This window comes from Pseudomonas rhizophila, from assembly GCF_003033885.1.
GTDB lineage: Bacteria > Pseudomonadota > Gammaproteobacteria > Pseudomonadales > Pseudomonadaceae > Aquipseudomonas > Aquipseudomonas rhizophila.
The window spans coordinates 3401016-3419192 of record NZ_CP024081.1 but is presented as its reverse complement, the minus strand read 5'-3'; the positions used below and the strand labels follow the sequence as shown (position 1 = coordinate 3419192).

Annotated in this window: 20 protein-coding genes; 11 read left to right on the top strand and 9 right to left on the bottom strand. The window is 61.7% G+C overall.

What is annotated here, in order from left to right; translation table 11 throughout:
• Window positions 1-54: 54 nt before the first annotated feature.
• The 3 genes from CRX69_RS15975 (at window position 55) to CRX69_RS15965 (ending at window position 3315) form a co-directional block, all read left to right on the top strand.
• Window positions 55-1191 carry a DSD1 family PLP-dependent enzyme gene (locus CRX69_RS15975; RefSeq protein ID WP_107322314.1) on the top strand — a complete coding sequence of 379 codons (1137 nt, stop codon included), beginning with the start codon at window positions 55-57 and terminating at the stop codon, window positions 1189-1191.
• Complete coding sequence (locus CRX69_RS15970) at window positions 1181-1579, top strand: RidA family protein (protein ID WP_076385425.1); 399 nt, start codon at window positions 1181-1183, stop codon at window positions 1577-1579. The genes CRX69_RS15975 and CRX69_RS15970 overlap by 11 nt, the downstream gene beginning before the upstream one ends.
• A 275-nt stretch (window positions 1580-1854) precedes the next feature.
• Entirely contained in the window at window positions 1855-3315 is a 1461-nt protein-coding gene (locus tag CRX69_RS15965) for an aldehyde dehydrogenase family protein (protein WP_076385427.1), read from the top strand.
• A 15-nt stretch (window positions 3316-3330) separates the two neighbouring features.
• Here the strand turns inward: CRX69_RS15965 and CRX69_RS15960 are convergent, their stop codons facing one another.
• The gene (locus CRX69_RS15960; RefSeq protein WP_047227679.1) at window positions 3331-3723 is read right to left on the bottom strand and encodes a GFA family protein; all 393 of its coding nucleotides are present in this window, start codon (window positions 3721-3723) and stop codon (window positions 3331-3333) included.
• A gap of 33 nt (window positions 3724-3756) precedes the next feature.
• The gene (locus tag CRX69_RS15955; protein ID WP_076385429.1) at window positions 3757-4683 is read right to left on the bottom strand and encodes a LysR family transcriptional regulator; all 927 of its coding nucleotides are present in this window, start codon (window positions 4681-4683) and stop codon (window positions 3757-3759) included.
• 131 nt (window positions 4684-4814) lie between these two features.
• Between CRX69_RS15955 and CRX69_RS15950 the strand changes: the two genes are divergently transcribed.
• Complete coding sequence (locus CRX69_RS15950) at window positions 4815-5219, top strand: RidA family protein (protein ID WP_076385431.1); 405 nt, start codon at window positions 4815-4817, stop codon at window positions 5217-5219.
• Window positions 5220-5380: 161 nt separating this feature from the next.
• Here CRX69_RS15950 and CRX69_RS15945 read toward each other — a convergent pair whose 3' ends face one another.
• The 3 genes from CRX69_RS15945 to CRX69_RS15935 are packed head-to-tail and all read right to left on the bottom strand — an operon-like array spanning window position 5381 to window position 6944.
• Window positions 5381-5860, bottom strand: a complete 480-nt coding sequence (locus CRX69_RS15945) for a VOC family protein (RefSeq protein WP_047227682.1) — start codon at window positions 5858-5860, stop codon at window positions 5381-5383.
• 60 nt (window positions 5861-5920) lie between these two features.
• The gene (locus CRX69_RS15940; RefSeq protein ID WP_047227683.1) at window positions 5921-6166 is read right to left on the bottom strand and encodes a hypothetical protein; all 246 of its coding nucleotides are present in this window, start codon (window positions 6164-6166) and stop codon (window positions 5921-5923) included.
• Window positions 6159-6944 (bottom strand): MlaA family lipoprotein, encoded by a 786-nt coding sequence (locus CRX69_RS15935; protein WP_076385433.1) that lies wholly within the window; start codon window positions 6942-6944, stop codon window positions 6159-6161. Before CRX69_RS15935 ends, CRX69_RS15940 begins: the two co-directional genes overlap by 8 nt.
• Before the next feature lie 261 nt (window positions 6945-7205).
• Here CRX69_RS15935 and CRX69_RS15930 point away from each other — a divergent pair, with 261 nt between their 5' ends.
• The 6 genes from CRX69_RS15930 (at window position 7206) to CRX69_RS15905 (ending at window position 13015) form a co-directional block, all read left to right on the top strand.
• The gene (locus CRX69_RS15930; protein ID WP_076385435.1) at window positions 7206-7916 is read left to right on the top strand and encodes a response regulator; all 711 of its coding nucleotides are present in this window, start codon (window positions 7206-7208) and stop codon (window positions 7914-7916) included.
• Complete coding sequence (locus CRX69_RS15925) at window positions 7913-9259, top strand: sensor histidine kinase (protein ID WP_076385437.1); 1347 nt, start codon at window positions 7913-7915, stop codon at window positions 9257-9259. Before CRX69_RS15930 ends, CRX69_RS15925 begins: the two co-directional genes overlap by 4 nt.
• Window positions 9260-9361: 102 nt before the next feature.
• Window positions 9362-9883: a glutathione-regulated potassium-efflux system oxidoreductase KefF gene (gene kefF / locus CRX69_RS15920; RefSeq protein WP_047227687.1), complete on the top strand. Its 522-nt coding sequence runs from the start codon at window positions 9362-9364 to the stop codon at window positions 9881-9883.
• Between the two features lies 1 nt (window position 9884).
• The gene (gene kefC / locus CRX69_RS15915) at window positions 9885-11711 is read left to right on the top strand and encodes a glutathione-regulated potassium-efflux system protein KefC (RefSeq protein ID WP_107322313.1); all 1827 of its coding nucleotides are present in this window, start codon (window positions 9885-9887) and stop codon (window positions 11709-11711) included.
• 37 nt (window positions 11712-11748) lie between these two features.
• Window positions 11749-12129: a RidA family protein gene (locus CRX69_RS15910; protein WP_047227689.1), complete on the top strand. Its 381-nt coding sequence runs from the start codon at window positions 11749-11751 to the stop codon at window positions 12127-12129.
• A 331-nt stretch (window positions 12130-12460) separates the two neighbouring features.
• A complete protein-coding gene (locus tag CRX69_RS15905; protein ID WP_047227690.1) occupies window positions 12461-13015 on the top strand; it encodes a thioesterase family protein in 555 nt (184 codons plus the stop codon).
• A 68-nt stretch (window positions 13016-13083) separates the two neighbouring features.
• Here the strand turns inward: CRX69_RS15905 and CRX69_RS15900 are convergent, their stop codons facing one another.
• A complete protein-coding gene (locus CRX69_RS15900; RefSeq protein WP_047227691.1) occupies window positions 13084-13419 on the bottom strand; it encodes a lipoprotein in 336 nt (111 codons plus the stop codon).
• Between the two features lie 237 nt (window positions 13420-13656).
• Here CRX69_RS15900 and CRX69_RS15895 point away from each other — a divergent pair, with 237 nt between their 5' ends.
• A complete protein-coding gene (locus CRX69_RS15895) occupies window positions 13657-14313 on the top strand; it encodes a polysaccharide lyase family 7 protein (protein WP_076386707.1) in 657 nt (218 codons plus the stop codon).
• Between the two features lie 15 nt (window positions 14314-14328).
• Here CRX69_RS15895 and CRX69_RS15890 read toward each other — a convergent pair whose 3' ends face one another.
• From CRX69_RS15890 to CRX69_RS15880, 3 genes are all read right to left on the bottom strand, one after another.
• On the bottom strand, window positions 14329-15561 hold the full coding sequence (locus CRX69_RS15890; RefSeq protein ID WP_107322312.1) for a nucleoside permease: 1233 nt from the start codon (window positions 15559-15561) through the stop codon (window positions 14329-14331).
• 194 nt (window positions 15562-15755) lie between these two features.
• A complete protein-coding gene (locus tag CRX69_RS15885; RefSeq protein WP_047227693.1) occupies window positions 15756-16856 on the bottom strand; it encodes a sugar phosphate isomerase/epimerase family protein in 1101 nt (366 codons plus the stop codon).
• Window positions 16853-18019, bottom strand: a complete 1167-nt coding sequence (locus CRX69_RS15880; RefSeq protein WP_107322311.1) for a Gfo/Idh/MocA family protein — start codon at window positions 18017-18019, stop codon at window positions 16853-16855. The genes CRX69_RS15885 and CRX69_RS15880 overlap by 4 nt, the downstream gene beginning before the upstream one ends.
• Window positions 18020-18177: the final 158 nt, after the last annotated feature.

Below are 18177 nucleotides of genomic sequence, written 5' to 3'. Positions count from 1 at the left end.
ACTTCACGATTCCTGAGTAGAGTCGCCCTGTCCCTATCCCACCGAGTGCTGCTCATGACCGCCTCAATTCCCCTCCTTGATACCCCTGTCGCGCTCATCGATGTACCGCGCATGCAGCGCAACATCCAGCGCATGCAGCAACGCATGGACACCTTGGGTGTGCGTCTACGGCCCCACATCAAGACCAGTAAATGCCTGCCCGTGATTCAGGCGCAGATCGCCGCGGGCGCCAACGGTGTCACCGTGTCTACCTTGAAGGAGGCGCAACATTGTTTCGCAGCCGGCATCCAGGACATTTTCTACGCCGTGGCCATGGCGCCCGGCAAACTGGCCCAAGCCCTGACGCTCAGGCGCCAAGGCTGTCGCTTGAGCATCCTCACGGACAGCCTGACGGCGGCCCGGGCCATCGTCGATTTCGGCCAGCAGCACGATGAGCGGTTCGAGGTCTGGATCGAGATCGATTGCGACGGCCATCGGTCCGGCGTGCGGGTCGAGGACGATTCACTCGTGGGCATCGCCCGGCTACTTGATGAAGGCGGCATGCAGCTTTGCGGCGTGATGACCCACGCCGGCTCCAGCTACGAACTCGATACGCCAGACGCGCTGCAAGCCTTGGCCGAACAGGAACGCAACCTCTGCGTTCGTGCAGCCCAACGCATTCGCGAGGCCGGGCTGGCCTGCCCTGAGGTGAGCATCGGCTCCACACCCACGGCGCTGTCGGCACAGAACCTGGAAGGCGTCACCGAGGTTCGCGCAGGCGTCTATGTATTCTTCGACCTGGTGATGCACAACGTCGGCGTCTGCCAGGCAGGCGAACTGGCGCTGAGCGTGCTGACCACCGTCATCGGTCATCAACAGGAAAAAGGCTGGATCATCACCGATGCCGGCTGGATGGCCATGAGTCGTGACCGGGGTACGCAGCGCCAGTCACGGGACTTCGGCTATGGACAAGTGTGTAGCGAAACCGGCGACTGGATCGACGGCGCGCTGCTCACCAGCGCCAATCAGGAGCACGGCATCATCACCCTGACGAACGCCGAGCACGTGGATATCACCGCGCGGTTTCCCATCGGCAGCCGCCTGCGCATCCTGCCCAACCATGCTTGTGCCACTGGCGCACAGTTCCCTCATTACCTCGCCTGTGATGCCACGGGCCAAGTGCACAACTGGAGCCGTCTGCATGGCTGGTGAAATCGGGTTTATCCATACCACTCACGCCGCAGCGCCGGGTGGACATTACGCCCAGGCGCTGTCGTACCAGGGCGTCCTGTATGTGTCCGGGCAATTGCCGGTACGCGCCGATGGCAGCCACAGCGTCGACCAGCCCTTCGAGGTCCAGGCCGCCATCGCCCTGGAAAACCTGCTGGCGATTCTCGACGCCGCTGGCCGGGGACCGAGGGATCTGGTGAAGGTGACGGTCTATGTCGCCGGCATCGAACACTGGCCGGCCTTCGACCGAATCTATGCCCGCTATCTGGGCGAGCACCGCCCCGCACGCGCCGTGGTGCCCGTCCCGGCGCTGCATCATGGCTACCTGATTGAAGTCCAAGCGCTGGCGCGCGACGCAAGCCATTCCTAAGGGAAGTGGATGCCCCTGTGGAGCGGGATCGAAAGCCAATGCCTGAATCGGCCAGCGTCGCCAGCACTGGCAAGCTTGTCTGAACCCAAGGGCTACGCCCTGAAACGGATGCCGCTACGTTTTTGCCAAGTTAGCGCGCCAGATACAGCAGATTCTCCTTTGCCAAGGTCGAGAACGGCACAATTGATCAGGGCCGCTTTGTTAGTTTATTGAGCAGACACGGCATAGCGACCTGCTGCAGGCCATGCCATAAACGCTCTATGGGAGCCCGTTGGATGACAACCCGATCTTCGAACAGCTACACCCTTGATCCGCACACAACCAGACAGCTTTATATCAATGGTGACTGGTCGTCCCCGGCACATGCGGCCACCTTGCCGGTGATCAACCCGGCCACCGAAGAGGTTGTTGCCCAAGTCGCCCAAGGGTCGTGTGAGGATGTTGATCGGGCGGTCGCGGCGGCGCGTGCGGCCTTCCCCGGCTGGTCCTCGACTTCGCCAGCTTCGCGCGCGCTGGTGATCGGCAGAATCCATGAACTGATCCTTGAACGAAAGGAGGCGCTGGCCCAGGCGCTCTCTCTGGAAATGGGCGCGGCCATCGGTTTTGCCCGGGCGATGCAAGTGCCACTGGCGGCCGAGCACGTGCGCGTGGCCCGCGATGTGCTGTCCAGCTATTGTTTCCAGAAGGTCGAAGGCGGCACAGCCATTACCCGCGAACCCATCGGCGTCTGCGGTCTCATTACGCCGTGGAACTGGCCGCTGTATCAGATCACCGCAAAAGTCGCTCCGGCCATTGCGGCGGGTTGCACGGTCGTTCTCAAACCCAGCGAACTGTCGCCCCTGAGCGCCCTGCTCTTCGCGCAACTGGTGCATGACGCGGGCCTTCCTCCCGGTGTCTTCAACCTGGTGAACGGCAGCGGTGCCGAGGTCGGTGCGGCCATGGCGGCGCATCCCGATATCGACATGATCTCCATCACCGGCTCGAACCGCGCAGGCGCGTTGGTGGCCCAGGCGGCCGCCCCGACGGTGAAACGCGTGACCCAGGAGTTGGGCGGCAAGTCACCGAACGTGCTGCTGCCAGACGCTGACTTCGACAAAGCCGTGCCACCGGGGGTGATGTCGGCGTTTCGCAATGTCGGCCAGTCATGCAGCGCACCAACCCGCATGATCGTGCCAAGAAACAGGTTAGCGGAGGTCGAAGCCCTGGCTGCCGCCACCGCCAATGCGATCATCGTCGGTGATCCGCAATCGGAAGAAACCATCCTCGGTCCCATCGCCAATCAAGCCCAGTTCAAGCGCGTGCAGGCCATGATCGAAGTGGGCCTGAACGAGGGTGCAAAACTGCTGTGTGGTGGGCCAGGCCGCGTGCAGGGTTTTGCAAAAGGCTTCTACACGCGCCCCACTGTGTTCTCCGAGGTGGACAGCGCCATGCGCATCGCCCAGGAAGAAATCTTTGGCCCGGTGCTGTGCATCATCCCCTATGACACGGTGGATGAAGCGGTCGCCATCGCCAACGACACCGTCTATGGGCTAGGCGCTCACGTTCAGGGTCAGGACCTTGAACAGGCGCGCAGCGTTGCCTCGCGTATCCGCGCAGGGCAAGTGCTGTTGAACTATCCGGCGTGGAATCCGATGGCGCCGTTCGGTGGCTACAAGCGTTCCGGCAATGGCCGTGAGTATGGTCTCCATGGGTTTGAGGAGTACCTGGAGATCAAGGCGATTGTGGGCTTTGGCTAAGACCCGCTACCGCGCCTACTCCTCGGAGCGCCCCTTACCCTCACGATCATGCGGGTAGTGCCTGGTGAACGGAAACGCCGGCAACCAGGACTCACGGCGCACGGTCCAGCTTTCGTAGGTGGGCATCAGTTGATCCGGGGCATCCAGCGTTCCCAGGTTCACTTCCACCTCGTCGCCGCTACGGGCAAACACCGACGAGCCGCAGCGCGGGCAGAAGAAGCGCCCGGCGTAGTCCCGGGTTTCGCCCTCGATCGTCACGGCATCCTGGGGAAACACGGCGGAGGCGTAGAAGAGCGCCCCGTGATGCTTGCGGCAGTCGAGGCAGTGGCAAAGACCAACCCGGTACGGGCGCCCCGAGGCTTGGATGCGAACGTTGCCGCACAGGCAACCGCCGGTGAATTGGTCCATGGTACGTCTCCTCTGCAGTCATGTGGTCGGGTTTCATGACCCGGATCGGTCGAGAACAGGCGCATGCTGTGCCATCAACTCCACCACCCATTCAATGAACACCCGCAACTTGGCGCTGATGTGTCGGTTAGGAGGATAGGCCACGTAGAGCGGCATCGGGTCGAGGCGCCAGTCTTCGAACAGGCGCACCAACTCACCTCGCGCCTGGTGGGATCTGGACATGTACTCGGGTAGCCAGAGCACACCCAACCCCGCCAGGCCGGCCGCGAGGTAGGCGTTGCCATCATCGACGGCCAGTGCGTAGCGTCCTTTGATGTGCAAATGCTCGCCGTGGTTGTGCATGGCGTAAGGGAGCGGTTTGCCGGTGCGCGCCCAGAGGAAGCCGACGATGCGATGCTGGGAATCTTCCAGTTCTCGCGGATGCGCAGGCGTGCCCACGCGCTGCAGATAGCTCGGTGCGGCAAACACGCCAAGAGCCAGGTCGCCGACGCGCCGGGCGATCAGCGACTGATCCGTCAGCTCGCCGCCGCGCACCACGCAATCGACGTTTTCATCGAGCATGTCGACGATGCGGTCGCTTGCGCCCATGTCGATCTGAATGTCCGGGTATCGCGCGTAAAATTGCGGCAATGCCGGCATCAGGATCATGGTCGCCAACGGGCTTGGCACGTCCACTCGCAATCGCCCTCTGGGCAGTGCCTGAGCGCCGGACAGGCTGGTCTCGGCATCGTCCATGTCGGCCAGCAGGCGAATCACCCGCTCGTAATAAGCGGCGCCGTCAGCGGTGACGTTGACCTTGCGCGTGGTGCGGTTAAGCAACTTGACGCGCAGCCGGGCCTCCAGTTGCTGCACCAGTTGGGTCACGGTGGTCTTGCTCATGTGCAGTGTTTCGGCGGCCTTGGTAAAGCTGCCCGCCTCCACCACTCGAACGAATGCTTGCATCGCGTCGAAACGATCCATTGCTGCCCCGGGTGTTCGTCAGATTGTTTGGATTTTACAAACAGTGATCGCCAAGGTTGCTCGTTTATCGTCCGCGCACAAGCCCCTAGAGTGTTTTCAACATTGAATCCGACCCTTTGATGGAGGCACCCATGACACAGCGCGATGTAGTTTTCCCCGCCGGACGCCAGGCACTTTATGAGCGTAATCGCTATTCGCCGGCGATTCGTTCCAATGGCTTTTTGTTCGTATCGGGGCAAGTCGGCAGCACCGAAGACGGCTCGCCAGAGCCTGAACTGGAGGACCAGGTTCGGCGGGCGTTCAACAACCTGAAGGCGATTCTCGCCGCCGCCGATTGCACCTTTGATGATGTGGTTGACGTCACCGTGTTCATCGTCGACCCCAAATCGACATTCGAAACGATCTGGAAAGTGGTGCCCGAATTCTGGGGCAGCGCACCGCACCCGACGCTCACGGCGGTGGGGGTGACCTGGTTGTATGGTTTTCAGTTCGAGATCAAGGTGATTGCCAGGTTGCCTGAAACCGCCCAGGGGTGAGCTGACTGGCGGTGGGTCAGGTTGCGGCTGTTGAATGTCCCGCCGTCTTCGCGAGCAGGCTCGCTCCCACAGGGGATTGTGTTGACCCACCCATCGAGACCGACACAGATCCAATGTGGGAGCGAGCCTGCTCGCGATAGCGGACTGTCAGCCTGCGCCGCTCAACCTTTCAACGCTGCTTCGATGGCCGCGATGTCGATCTTTGTCATCTCCATCATGGCTTCGAACGCGCGCTTGGCCGCTGCCTGATCGGGATTGGCTATCGCGGCGGTCAGCACGCGCGGGGTGATCTGCCAGGACAGGCCCCACTTGTCCTTGCACCAGCCGCAGGCACTGGCCTGGCCGCCATTGCCGATAATCGCATCCCACAAGCGGTCCGTTTCGGCCTGGTCATCAGTCGCGACCTGGAACGAAAAAGCCTCGGTATGCTGGAACGCCGGGCCTCCGTTCAGCCCCAGGCAGGGAATGCCCATTACCGTGAACTCGACCGTCAGCACATCGCCCTGCTTGCCCATCGGGTAGTCACCGGGGGCGTGATGAACAGCCTGCACCGCACTGTCCGGGAACGTCGCGGCGTAGAACTGCGCAGCCTCCAGCGCAGCACCGTCGTACCAGAGACAAATCGTGTTTTTGTTATTCATCCGATCTCTCCGAGAGATAACTGGACGGTAAAGTCTAGCAGTCTCTGCGTTGGCGCAAGGCTAGCGGACCAGTGGACTCATCCGCTCCCCATGACTGACCATCCAGCGAATCATGCTCGCCAGAGGCACCCGGTAATTCTGGATGTCGCACGCGCCAACCTGGTCATGGCTGTACAACTCCAGGTAACGGCTGAGCAGTAAATGTCGGCCATCCTCCGTCAACTGCAACTCGATCTCCCGGCAATGCAGAATGCCTTGCTCAAGGTTTTTCACTCGCCGGTGCAGAACCAATACAGGGTTACTCATCCACGGTCTCTCCCTCCGGGCAGGCGTCGTCCCCCGCCACCGCGCCCAACTTGCCCTGGGCGACAAAATCGGCGCGCCGCTGCGCTACCGCGTCACGAAGCGCCACGTAGTAATCCGGCCGGGCCCGCAACTTGTCCGTCAGCGGGAGCGCCTCGGCACGACCATCAACGACCCCACCTACGGTATTGATCGTGCCTAACGTATCGACCGTATCGCTGTTGCTGCCGAACGGATCGACCGTAGAACTCAGCAGTTTGCCGGTTGCGTCGCGCAGGTTGGACGTTCCCAGCAACGGCAGTTCGACGATCGGCCCGGGAGCGATGTTCCAGACGCCGAACGTCTGGCCGAAATCGGCCTTGTGGCGCTCGATACCCAGTTTGCCCGACACATCGATCAGCCCGACGATGCCTGCGGTGGTGTTGATGACGAAGCGACCCAGGGTGTTGACCGAGCGTTGAGCGTTGCCTTGCAGCAGATCGTTGATGAAGACCTTGGGCTCACCGAAGTTCGCCACGAAGTTATGCACCCCCGTCTGCACCACGTCCGGAAGCTTGAGATAACCACGGGCAACCGGGGCCAGCGCATAGTCATCGACAGTCCGGTTGAAGGCGAAGATACCCCGGTTGACGGGCTCTGCCGGATCATCGACGGTGTAGCTCGCACGTTCACAACTGCCAGGGGTTGCAGCGGGCGTGCTGGTGCAGCCGCTGGCGAATGCCACGAGTCCTACGACAACAGTGCAACGAACAAACAGCGGAGCGGGCTTGGTGATCGGCATACAAGGCTATCTCGGCGAGGAATTGGGGCGATACCGGTCAGTTTGGGAAGACACCGCCGTACACAGCTCTGGTGGCGAGGGTTGTGTTGGGTTGGCCGTCGTTTAACTGACTGACATCGGGTGATCCTGCCCCTGATTCTTTGCCTGAAGATTTCCACAACATTGCTCGTCGGCAACTTTATTACCGAGTTGAAATATATGACGCAGGCCCCGGATTGACCCTAGTATCCCCTTCTGTATTCATTGCCCTGCGTGCCCACTGTGAGCCATCTATTACTGGTGGACGACGACCTCGAAGTCCTCGCCCTCTTGCGCAAATTCCTCGAGCAACATGGCTATAGCGTCGAAGTGGCCGCCGACGGTGCTGCCCTGTGGCAGGCGGTGGCGCGTCGCTTGCCGGACCTGATCATCCTCGATGTCATGTTGCCGGGAGACAGTGGACTGGTGCTCTGCCAGCGACTGCGGGCCGAGCATACGGTCGGCATCATCATGCTCACGGCCATGGGTGAGCTGAGTGATCGCGTCGTCGGTCTTGAGTTGGGGGCGGATGATTACCTGACCAAGCCGTTCGATGCGCGCGAGCTGCTGGCCAGGGTGCGCGCCGTGCTCAGGCGCACCGGCGAAGCCAGGGGCACATTGAACAACAACTCGCGCCTGATTCTGGAGTTCGAAAACTGGCAATTGGACGTCGCCCGCCGCGAGTTGCGCTCACCGGACAAAGTCATGATCCCGCTGTCCACCGGCGAGTTTGAGTTGCTGCTGGTCTTTGCCGAACACCCGCGCCGGGTCCTCACTCGCCAGCAATTGCTGGACCTGGCCCGCGGCGAAACATACGACGCCTTCGATCGCAGCATCGACGTCCAGGTCAGCCGGCTGCGCCGCAAGCTGGAGAGCGATATCACTGGCCCATCGATGATCCGCACCATTCGCAACAGCGGCTACCTTTTCAGCCCCCATGTGGTGAAGCGATGAAGCCCCGGCACTCAGCTTTCCATCGGCCACGCGATACGGTAGCCCGCTGGATTGCCCTGACCACCATGCTCGCCATGCTGACTTTACTGGCCCTGAACGAGCTGTTCGGCCTGTTGGCTGGGACCTGGGCACGCCCTCCCCTGATGGAAACCGGCCTGATGGAGAAAGCCGCCGCCATCACTCGTATCATCGACTCGGTGGCGCCCGGACAACGGCCCGATATCGCCAGGGCAGCCAGCGACCAGGCGTTCACCGCACAATGGTTGCCCCGTCGTGAAGACGCACGAGTGCCGGTGATCGACGACCCACAGTTCAGTGAGGGGGCGACGTTCCTGCGCAAGCAACTGGGCAGGCCCGAGGCCAGGATAGAGGCCTTCGAGCCCGGCGATTGGCCCGCCGACCAGCCAGACAGGCGCTACGCGGTCCTCATCCAATTGGCCGACGATTCCTGGGTGGAATTTTCCGTAGCCTCTCGCAGTTGGGGCCTGAAAGAGTGGATGCGCAACCTGATCATTATCGGGCTGATTCTTCTATCGACGTTTATCGTCGCCCTGATTGCTACACGGCATCTGGCGACACCGCTGGAACGCTTTGCCGAAGGCGCCAGGCGCTTTGGCGTGGACTTCAGGGCGCCGCCCATCCCGGTGGTCGGGCCTCACGAAATCCGTCAGGCGATCCTCGCGTTCAATGCCATGCAGGCCCAGCTGCAACACTTCGTCCAGGACCGCACGCAGATGCTCGCAGCCATCTCCCACGACCTGCGCGCCCCCCTGACCCGCATGCGCCTGCGTGGAGAGTTCATCGACGACGCCGAACAGCAATCGAGGCTGTTCAGGGACGTGGATGAAATGCAGGCGATGGTCAATAGTGCGCTGGAATTCTTCCGCGACGAAGCTCGGCTCGAACACGCCACCGCGTTCGACCTGGCCGAACTGCTGCACACGGTCGTCGACGACTTCAAGGATGCCGGCACCGAGGTTTCATTCGAGGGCGCTCCTCGTTTCGTTTACATGGGCCGGCCCATCGGGATCAAGCGAGCCCTGGTCAACCTGATCGACAATGCGAGCAAATATGGCAGCGAGCCGGGCGTTCAGCTCAAGGCGTTCATGGACCGTGTCGAAATTCGCGTCCACGACCGCGGGCCTGGTATCGCCCCGCAGTTCCACGAGCAAGTCTTCGCGCCCTTCTTTCGCATCGAAGGCTCGCGCAACAAGCACACCGGCGGTGTCGGGCTGGGGCTGTCGGCAGCGCGGGCGACGGTGCTGGAGCATGGCGGGACGCTGACCCTCAGGAATCGGCGGGGCGGCGGCCTGGAGGTCAAGGTCTCGCTGCCGCTCAATTGACCCCGGCACCATACGCCGGCAAACAATGTTCTAAACAACACGCGCCTTCCTCGGTAGGATGTCCGACCTTTTGACCAGGACCGGCCTACCGGAATTGCCCTGATGATTCTGATCATTTACGCCCACCCCTACCCTGACCAATCACGGGTCAACCAGCAAATGCTCCAGCGGGCATCCAGCCATCCGGACGTGGTCATACGGTCTCTCTACGATCTTTATCCGGACTTCGACATCGACGTCGAGGCCGAACAACGCGCCATCGAACAGTGCCAACTGCTCGTCCTCCAACACCCGATGTATTGGTACAGCATGCCGCCGCTGCTGAAATTGTGGATCGATAAAGTGTTCACCCATGGCTGGGCCTATGGCAGAGACGCCACAGCCCTCAAAGACAAGCCCCTGCTGTGGGCCGTCTCCACGGGTGGCAACCACGATCATTTCCAGATCGGCGCCTACCCGGGCTTCCAGGTGCTGGCCCAGCCCCTCCACGCAACGGCCGTCTACTGCCACATGCGCTGGCTGGAGCCGGTCGTGGTACACGGCGCGTATGCCGGCGCGTCCGAAACCCTGGATGCACAAATCGAACACTACAGCGCACGCCTGGCCTCCTGGAAGGAAGATTGATATGGAGACTCACAGCCTGATTGAACTGCTTATCTACCTGGGTTCGGCAGTGTTGATCGTGCCGATTGCCGTCAGGTTGGGCCTGGGCCCGGTGTTGGGTTATCTGCTGGCCGGGTGCGTGATCGGCCCGTGGGGACTCAAGCTCGTTACTGACGTAAAGGCGATTCTGGAATTCGCCGAAATCGGCGTCGTCCTGATGCTGTTCGTCATCGGGCTCGAGCTCGATCCCAAGCGGCTCTGGGCGTTGCGCAGGATGGTGTTCGGTGGCGGTGCCTTGCAGATGCTCGCCTGTGGCGGGGCAATCGCGGTGTTCTGTGCGGCCCTGGGGCTGAATTGGACGGCCGCGCTGCTGGTCGGCCTGACCCTGAGCCTGTCCTCCACGGCCATCGCCATGCAAGCCATGAACGAGCGCAACCTGACGTCGACCGCCGTCGGGCGCAGCAGCTTCGCCGTCCTGCTGTTCCAGGACATCGCGGCCATTCCGCTGGTTGCCATGATTCCGTTGTTGGCGGCCCACGGCGACACGCCGTCCGGCACCGCTCTGGTGCTTTCGATTATCAAGATCGTCGTGGCCATCAGCATCGTCGTGCTGTTGGGACGCTACGTGACGCGCCCGCTGCTGCGCTTCGCCGCGCGCTCGGGTCTGCGTGAGATCTTCAGCGCCGTGGCGCTGTTTCTAGTGTTCGGCTTCGGGTTTCTGCTGGAAGAGGCCGGCTTGTCGATGGCCATGGGCGCGTTCCTCGCCGGGGTGCTGCTGGCCAGTTCTGAATACCGCCATGCCCTGGAAAGCGACATCGAACCGTTCAAAGGCTTACTGCTGGGGTTGTTTTTTATCGGTGTCGGCATGTCGATCGATTTCGGCACGCTGATCAATGCACCGCTGAAGGTCATGACCCTGACCCTGGGTTTCATTCTGATCAAATTGCTGGTGATCAAGGCCGTCAGCCGTTTGCTGAACGTCCCTGCCGGCCAACGCTCATGGCAAGCGGTGTTGCTCGGCCAGGGCAGCGAGTTCGCCTTCGTGGTGTTCGGCGCCGCCACGCTGGCCGGCATTCTGACCGACCAGTGGGGCAAGAGCCTGACGCTGGCGGTGGCCCTGTCCATGTGCCTGACGCCTTTGCTGATCCTGCTGCTGGATCGAATAGAGTCCGCCACCAAGAAAGACCGCCAGGAATCCGACCTCGTCGATCAGCAGAACCCACGGGTGATCATCGCCGGGTTCGGCCGCTTCGGACAGATCGCCGGGCGTCTCTTGATGTCCTGCGGCGTCGAGGTGGTGGTGTTGGACCATGACCCCGACAACATCGAGACGCTGCGCAAATTCGGCGTAAAAGTGTTCTACGGCGACGCCACTCGCCTCGATCTGCTCCACGCGGCCGGCGCCGGCCAGGCGGTGGTGCTGATCAATGCGATTGACGACCAGCAGGACAACCTGACGCTGACCCGACTGGCCCAGGAGCACTTCCCCGCGTTGAAACTGATCGTCCGTGCGCGGGACATGGGGCACCTGATCACCCTGCGGCAGATGGGCGTAGAGACCGCCGAGCGGGAAACCTTCGAGAGCGCGCTGGCATTGGGCCGAAATGCGCTGGTGCAGATGGGCGTCGGGGCTTACGAAGCGCGCGAGCGCGCGGATCAGTTCCGTCGTTTGAATCTGCAGATGCTGGAGGAAATCGTCGCCCAGCCGGAAGACGACCTCAAGTTCAGGCACGACGCCTACCAGCGCACCAACGCGTTGCTCACCGAAATGTTCAACGAAGACCGTGCGCGCCCCGTCGACAGTTGGCCTGACCATCATCGAAACGAAACGGATGAGGCGCGCAGCTGATCCGTCCCCTTAACCCTTTCCTGAACAAGAGGCTTTCATGGCAAACCAAGACATCACGTTCATCCCCGACCCGGACGCGGACTCCATCTCTTCCGACGTCGCCGGCTTCGGCGGCCTGCTGGTTTCTACCCAGATCCCCACTCGCCCTGACGGCAGCCTGGAACTGGGTGACATCACCTTGCAAAGCGAATGCACATTGCAGGCGCTCAAGACAGCCCTGGAAGGCGCCGGCAGCTCCATGGACCGGGTCTTGCACCTGACCATCTACCTCACCGACATGGCCGACCGCGCGGCCTTCAACGAGGTGTATCAGCGTTTCTTCGCCAAACCCTGGCCGGTACGCGCCGCAGTGGGCGTGGCGGCGCTGGCGGTTGAAGGAATGCGAGTGGAAGTGACTGCGATGGCGGCCAAAGGCTGAGGTTGTGCCTTTGTTGATCGTTCCCACGCTCTGCGTGGGAATGCATCCCGTGACGCTCTGCGTCACCTTCCAGAAGCGGAACGCGGAGCGTCCCTGGCGACGTTCCTACGCAGGAGCGTGGGAACGATCGATAATCCAAAGTGCCCTTTATGGCGAGGGAGCTTGCTCCCGCTCGGCGGCGCAGCCGTCGCAAACTCAGGTTCCTGATGAGTTCAAACCCGCCGGACATGTCCCAAATGCGCGATTTCCACGAAAACAGTCATTTGCGCACCTAGCCCAGGCCTCGGCGCCTGTCTAAAGTGCGGCGTTTTCCACCCTCGCGGGCGTATTTATGAATCTCTGGTTCCGACTGTTGCTCATGCTGTTTCGTCGTCCCTGGCGCAAGCCGACCGGCCCCCTGGATACCACCGTGGTGCGCATGCGGGTGTGGCCGTTGGACCTGGACCTCAACCGCCATGTCACCAACGGCCGCTATTTCACCCTTGCCGACGTAGGGCGTATGGATTACGTGCTGCGCAGCGGCGCCTACAAAGTGGCCTTGCGCAACCGGGCAGTGCCGATCGTGGGGGATGTGTGGGGTAAGTTTCGCCGGGAGCTGAAGCTGTTCGAAGCGTTCGAAGTGCACACCCGCCTGCTGGGCTGGGACGAGAAGTGGACCTTCATGGAACACCGCTTCCTGAGCCAGGGGCGCGTGGTGGGCGTGGTGATGATGCGCGGCCTGTTCCGTTCGGCCCAAGGCACGATTGCACCGGGAGAGTTTATTCGCGCACTGGGGTTGGCCGAACACTCACCGGCCATGCCCGAATGGCTCAGCGCCTGGTCGCAAAGCTGCGATGACATGAGCCTTGGGCTTCGGGAGGAGGAAAGTGCTCGTACTGTTGACTAGCAGTGTTTGGATCAGATCGATCCGCGCCAGCCGGCACTGCACATCCCTCCCCCACAACAGCGTGAGTCTTACTGAACGGTTTTCAGCTTGACCACATCACCGGACACCTTGGTGGTGTAACCGGTCAGGACCCAGGCCCAGAACCAGTCTTCCTGCACCTGGGTGTTGATCATGGCATCGCCGCCCTTGGCCAGGATCGCGGCATTCTGAGCGCGCACGAAACGGTTGTTCTGGCGGATCGGGATCATGCCGAACAGCAGCAGGCCGGTGGCCTTCGCTTCACTGTGGCCGACCACGGTGTATTGGCTGCTGTCGTACTGCTTGGTTTTCATCGGGGTGCCGGTGCAACCCGCCAGGGCCAGGCCAACCAGTGCGCAGGCGACAATTTTGCTGAGGTGGTTCATTGAATACTCCATGAGAAAACGCCCGGGATCCATCTCTCGGGCGGCGCGTACTCTAACCGATCAGCGTCAAATTGACATCACTGCGCTCAACCGGCCGCAAGGCTCAGCGCAGAGCCATTCGTCAGTTGCCTCTGCAGCTAAACAGGCCCCCGTCGATACCATGGACACTGTGCCACGGAAGGTAATCTTGCCCATTCCGGCTGATGAGTAATGGCCGGTTCCGTCGGAGCATTGACCATGATCGATTTGACTGTCTGGAACATCACCCTGCCCGTGCAGACCCCGGCGCAGGTCGTGGCGACCAAGGCCATGCCGACGCTGCAGAACAAGTATTTCAACCGCTCCGGCGAGCGGATTGTCTTCTGGGCGCCGGTAACCGGCTCCCACACCGGTAAAAGTGACTATCCGCGCTCCGAATTGCGCGAAACCACCAAAGACGGCAAGTTGCGCAACTGGCGTTACAACAGCGGCGTCAATACCCTCAAAGGTACTTTGGCGGTGAACCAGGTCCCTTCCCAGGGCCGTGTAGTCGTGGCGCAGATCCACGCCAAGGATGCCCCTACGCCGCTGTTGAAGCTGGTGTATCGCTACGCCAAGGGCACCGGCAACATCGATGTGGAATATCGGGTAAAACCCAAGGACAAGAAGAGCCCGGTGATCTATACCGTGCCGAAAGTGGCACTGAACAAAACCTTCAGCTACTCCCTGCAAATGGACAAGCAAGGCAAGCTCACGGTGCTGATCAACAACGTTGGCAAGCAGGTGAAGCTGGACCGCGCCTGGCATGGCTACAACTTTTACTTCAAGGCCGGCGTCTACACCCTGGACAACGTCGGTTCTTCCAGCGAAGGCGGGAAAGTGACCTACACCAAACTGGACGTCAGCCATAAATGACTGACGTCCAGCACCTCAGGCCTTAGAAGCGGCCACGACCGCCTGCCGGCCGTTGAAGGTAAACAGGAAGCAGACAAACACCAGCAGCGCAAAACCGGCCGGGAACAACCAGATGCTCCTCCACTCATGGCCGCCGTCCACGGCATAGTGATCGGTCACCTGCCCCGCCACCCAGAAGCCGATCAGCATGCCCACGCCATAGGTCGCCAACGTAATCAGCCCCTGGGCCGAGCTGCGAAAACGCTCCGGCGCCTTGGCATCGGTGTAGATCTGCCCCGAGACAAAAAAGAAGTCATAGCAGATGCCGTGCAGGGCAATGCCGGTGAAGAGCATGAACGCCAGGTCGCCGTTATTGCCGTAGGCGAACAGCACGTAACGCAGCGCCCAGGCCAGCATGCCTACCAGCAGCGCCAACTTGATGCCGAAGCGCTGGATGAACAGCGGCAACAGCAACATGAACAGCACTTCGGAGACTTGCCCGATGGCCATTTTCGCCGTGGGGTTGGTCATGCCGGTTTCGGCCAGGAACGGGTTGGCGTTCTGGTAATAGAAGGCCAGGGGGATGCAGATCAGGATCGAGGCGATGAAGAACACCAGGTAGCTGCGATCCTTCAACAGGCCCAAGGCATCCAGGCCCAGCAGCTGTTTGACGCCACCTGCGCTCGCTTGCGCCTTGAGCGGTGCGGTGGCCGGCAACGTGAAGCTGTAGAGTCCCAAGACCAGCGAGGCGATGCCGGCCATCAGGAAGGTATTGCGCAAGCCGCCCGCCGAGATCGCTTCGCGCGAATCCCAGGCAAACACAAAGCTGATCACCACGCCGGCGACGATCCAGCCGATCGTGCCCCACACCCGGATACGGGAGAACTCCAGCGCCGGGTCGCGCATCTGGCGGAACGCCACGGAATTGACCAGGGCCAGGGTCGGCATGTAGATCACCATGTACGCCAGCACGTACGGGTAGAACACGTTGAAATCCGCCGCCGCATACAGCTGATACAACAACACCGCGCCCAACAGATGCAGCACCGCCAGGATGCGTTCGGCATTGAAGTAGCGGTCGGCGATCAGGCCGATCACGAAGGGGGCAATGATCGCTCCCCAGGACTGGGTGGAGAACGCCATGCCGATCTGCCCACCGCTGGCGCCCAGGGTGCTGGACAAAAAGGTCCCCAGGGTGACGAACCAGCCACCCCAGATAAAGAACTGCAGAAACATCATCACGCTCAAGCGTGCGTTCATCGTGGTCATGACAGTCACCGTTTTATTGTTGTTCTTGTGAAGAAAAATGCTCAGAAGTGCTGTTGTGGCGAGCCGCTGTGGGAGCAAGGCTGGCCCGCGATGGCCGCGCCGCGGTCCAACCGTTGAATCGCGTTTTCGTTCATCGCGGGCCAGCCTTGCTCCCACAATGAGTTTGCTCGCCATAGGGTTTTGGGTTGGGCCGGTTACCTCAACAGGCCCAACAACCTCCGGTTGGAATCTTCATCGGCCGTTACCCCGGCAAAATCGTCAAACGCCTTTCGGGTCTTGCTGATCATGTGTCGCTCAATGAACGCCGCGCCTTCTGCGGCGCCCTGTTGCGAGTCCTTCAGGCAACACTCCCACTCCAACACCGCCCAGCCGCTGAAATCGTATTGGGTCAGTTTGCTGAAGATCGATTTGAAATCGATCTGGCCATCGCCCAGCGAACGGAACCGCCCAGGACGATCAACCCAGCCCTGATAGCCGCCGTACACGCCGGAACGAGCGTCGGGCCGGAACTCGGCGTCCTTGACGTGGAACATGCGGATGCGCTCGTGATAGCGATCGATGAAGCCCAGGTAGTCCATCTGCTGCAGGAGCAGATGGCTGGGGTCGTAGAGGATCGCTGCCCGAGGGTGATGATCGACGGCCTGCAAAAAGCGCTCGAACGAGGCGCCGTCGTGCAGGTCTTCACCCGGATGGATCTCGTAGCACAGGTCCACGCCGGCTGCGTCGAAGCAGTCCAGAATGGGCAACCAGCGTCGGGCCAGTTCGGCGAATCCCTGCTCCACCAGGCCAGAGGGGCGTTGCGGCCACGGGTACAGGTACGGCCACAACAGCGCACCGGAAAACGTCGCATGGGCGGTGAGGCCCAGTCGCTGGCTGGCGCGGGCGGCGAGCTTCAATTGCTCTATCGCCCATTCGGTCCGAGCCTGGGGCTGACCGCGCAGATGGGCCGGGGCGAAGTCGTCGAACAGTGCGTCGAACGCCGGATGCACCGCCACCAACTGGCCTTGCAGGTGCGTCGACAACTCACTGATCTGGACACCGGCCTGGGCGCAAATGGCCTTGAGTTCGTCGCAGTATTCCTGGCTCTCGGCGGCGCGGGCCAGGTCGATGTATTGCGTGCCCGACGTCGGCAGCTGGATGGCCTTGTAACCTTGTGCGGCCGCCCATTGGGCGATGTTCGCCAGGGTGTCGAACGGCGCGTCGGCGGACATGAACTGCGCCAGGAAAATACCCGGGCCACGCAGGCCTGTCGGTGTTTGGGCAATGAGATTCACGGCGGGGCTCTCCTGATTCATTGTGTGCAGGCCAGTGCGGTCCACTTGGTATCGCCGCGATGGTTGGCAATGGCCGCTTCGATAAAGGCCATGCCCCGCAGACCGGTTTCGATGCCGGGTACGCCGGGGGCGTCTGGCCCTGGCGCGGCGGCCCGTATGGCACGGGCAAAATCGCCATAGAGGTTGGCCATGGCTTCCAGATAACCTTCAGGATGCCCGGCCGGCAGCCGCATCCGCTGGCGGGCGGCCTCACACAGCCAGGACTGGCCCACACCGGACCGCAAGACTCGCAGGGGTTGGTCGAGGGGACGATGGATCAGGCTGGCCGGTTCTTCCTGGCGCCATTCCAAGCCACCCTTATCGCCATACAGACGGATTTTCAGCGGGTTCTCTTCACCTGCGCAGACCTGACTGGCAATCAGCACGCCGCTGGCACCACCGGCCATGCGCAACAGCATCGCCGCGTCGTCGTCCAGTTGCCGACCCGGGATGTGGGTGCCCAACGCCGCGCATATCTGCTCGATGGGTTGGTCGGCGACGAACTCCGCCAGGGAAAACGCATGGGTGCCGATGTCGCCAATGCAACCACCCAACCCTGACTGTTGAGGATCGTCGCGCCAGCCGGCCTGTTTGTTGCCTTGCCCGGCGACGTCCTGACTGAGCCAGCCCTGGGGGTATTCGACCAGCACTTTGCGCACCGCACCGATCACGCCGGTGCGCACCATCTCCCGGGCCTGCCAGACCATCGGATAACCCAGGTAGGTGTGAGCCAGGCCGTAGAGCCGGCCGCTGCTTTGAAGCACTTGCTTGAGGGCCAGCAACTCACGCAGGTTCATAGCGGCGGGCTTTTCACTGAACACATGAAAACCCGCCTGCAGCGCCTGGTTGGCGATGGGGGCGTGCAGATGATTGGGGGTGACGATGACCAGCAGTTCCATGCGCAGATGGGCCGGCAGCGCCGCTTCGCTGTCGAGCATGCCTTGCCAATCGCTGTAACAACGGGACGCGGCCAGCCCCAGGGCCGCGCCAGTCTGCTGATTGTTGTGCGCATCACGGCTGAACGCACCGCACACCAGTTCAAAACCACCGTCCAGACCCGCGGCCTGACGGTGGGCCTGGCCAATGAAAGCGCCCTCTCCACCGCCGACAAAGCCCATTCTTATTTTGGCTGCTACAGGATTCATCGCGACTCTCTTATGCTGGGACTGACGACAATGTAACCGGTTACATCATGGCGGAAATCTAGGCTCAGTTTTGCGGCATGTCAAACCCGTTGGCACATGCATGAGCATTTGTGCGACGCGCAACCTGCGGTAAGCTCCCCAACCGTGCCGGCATTCCT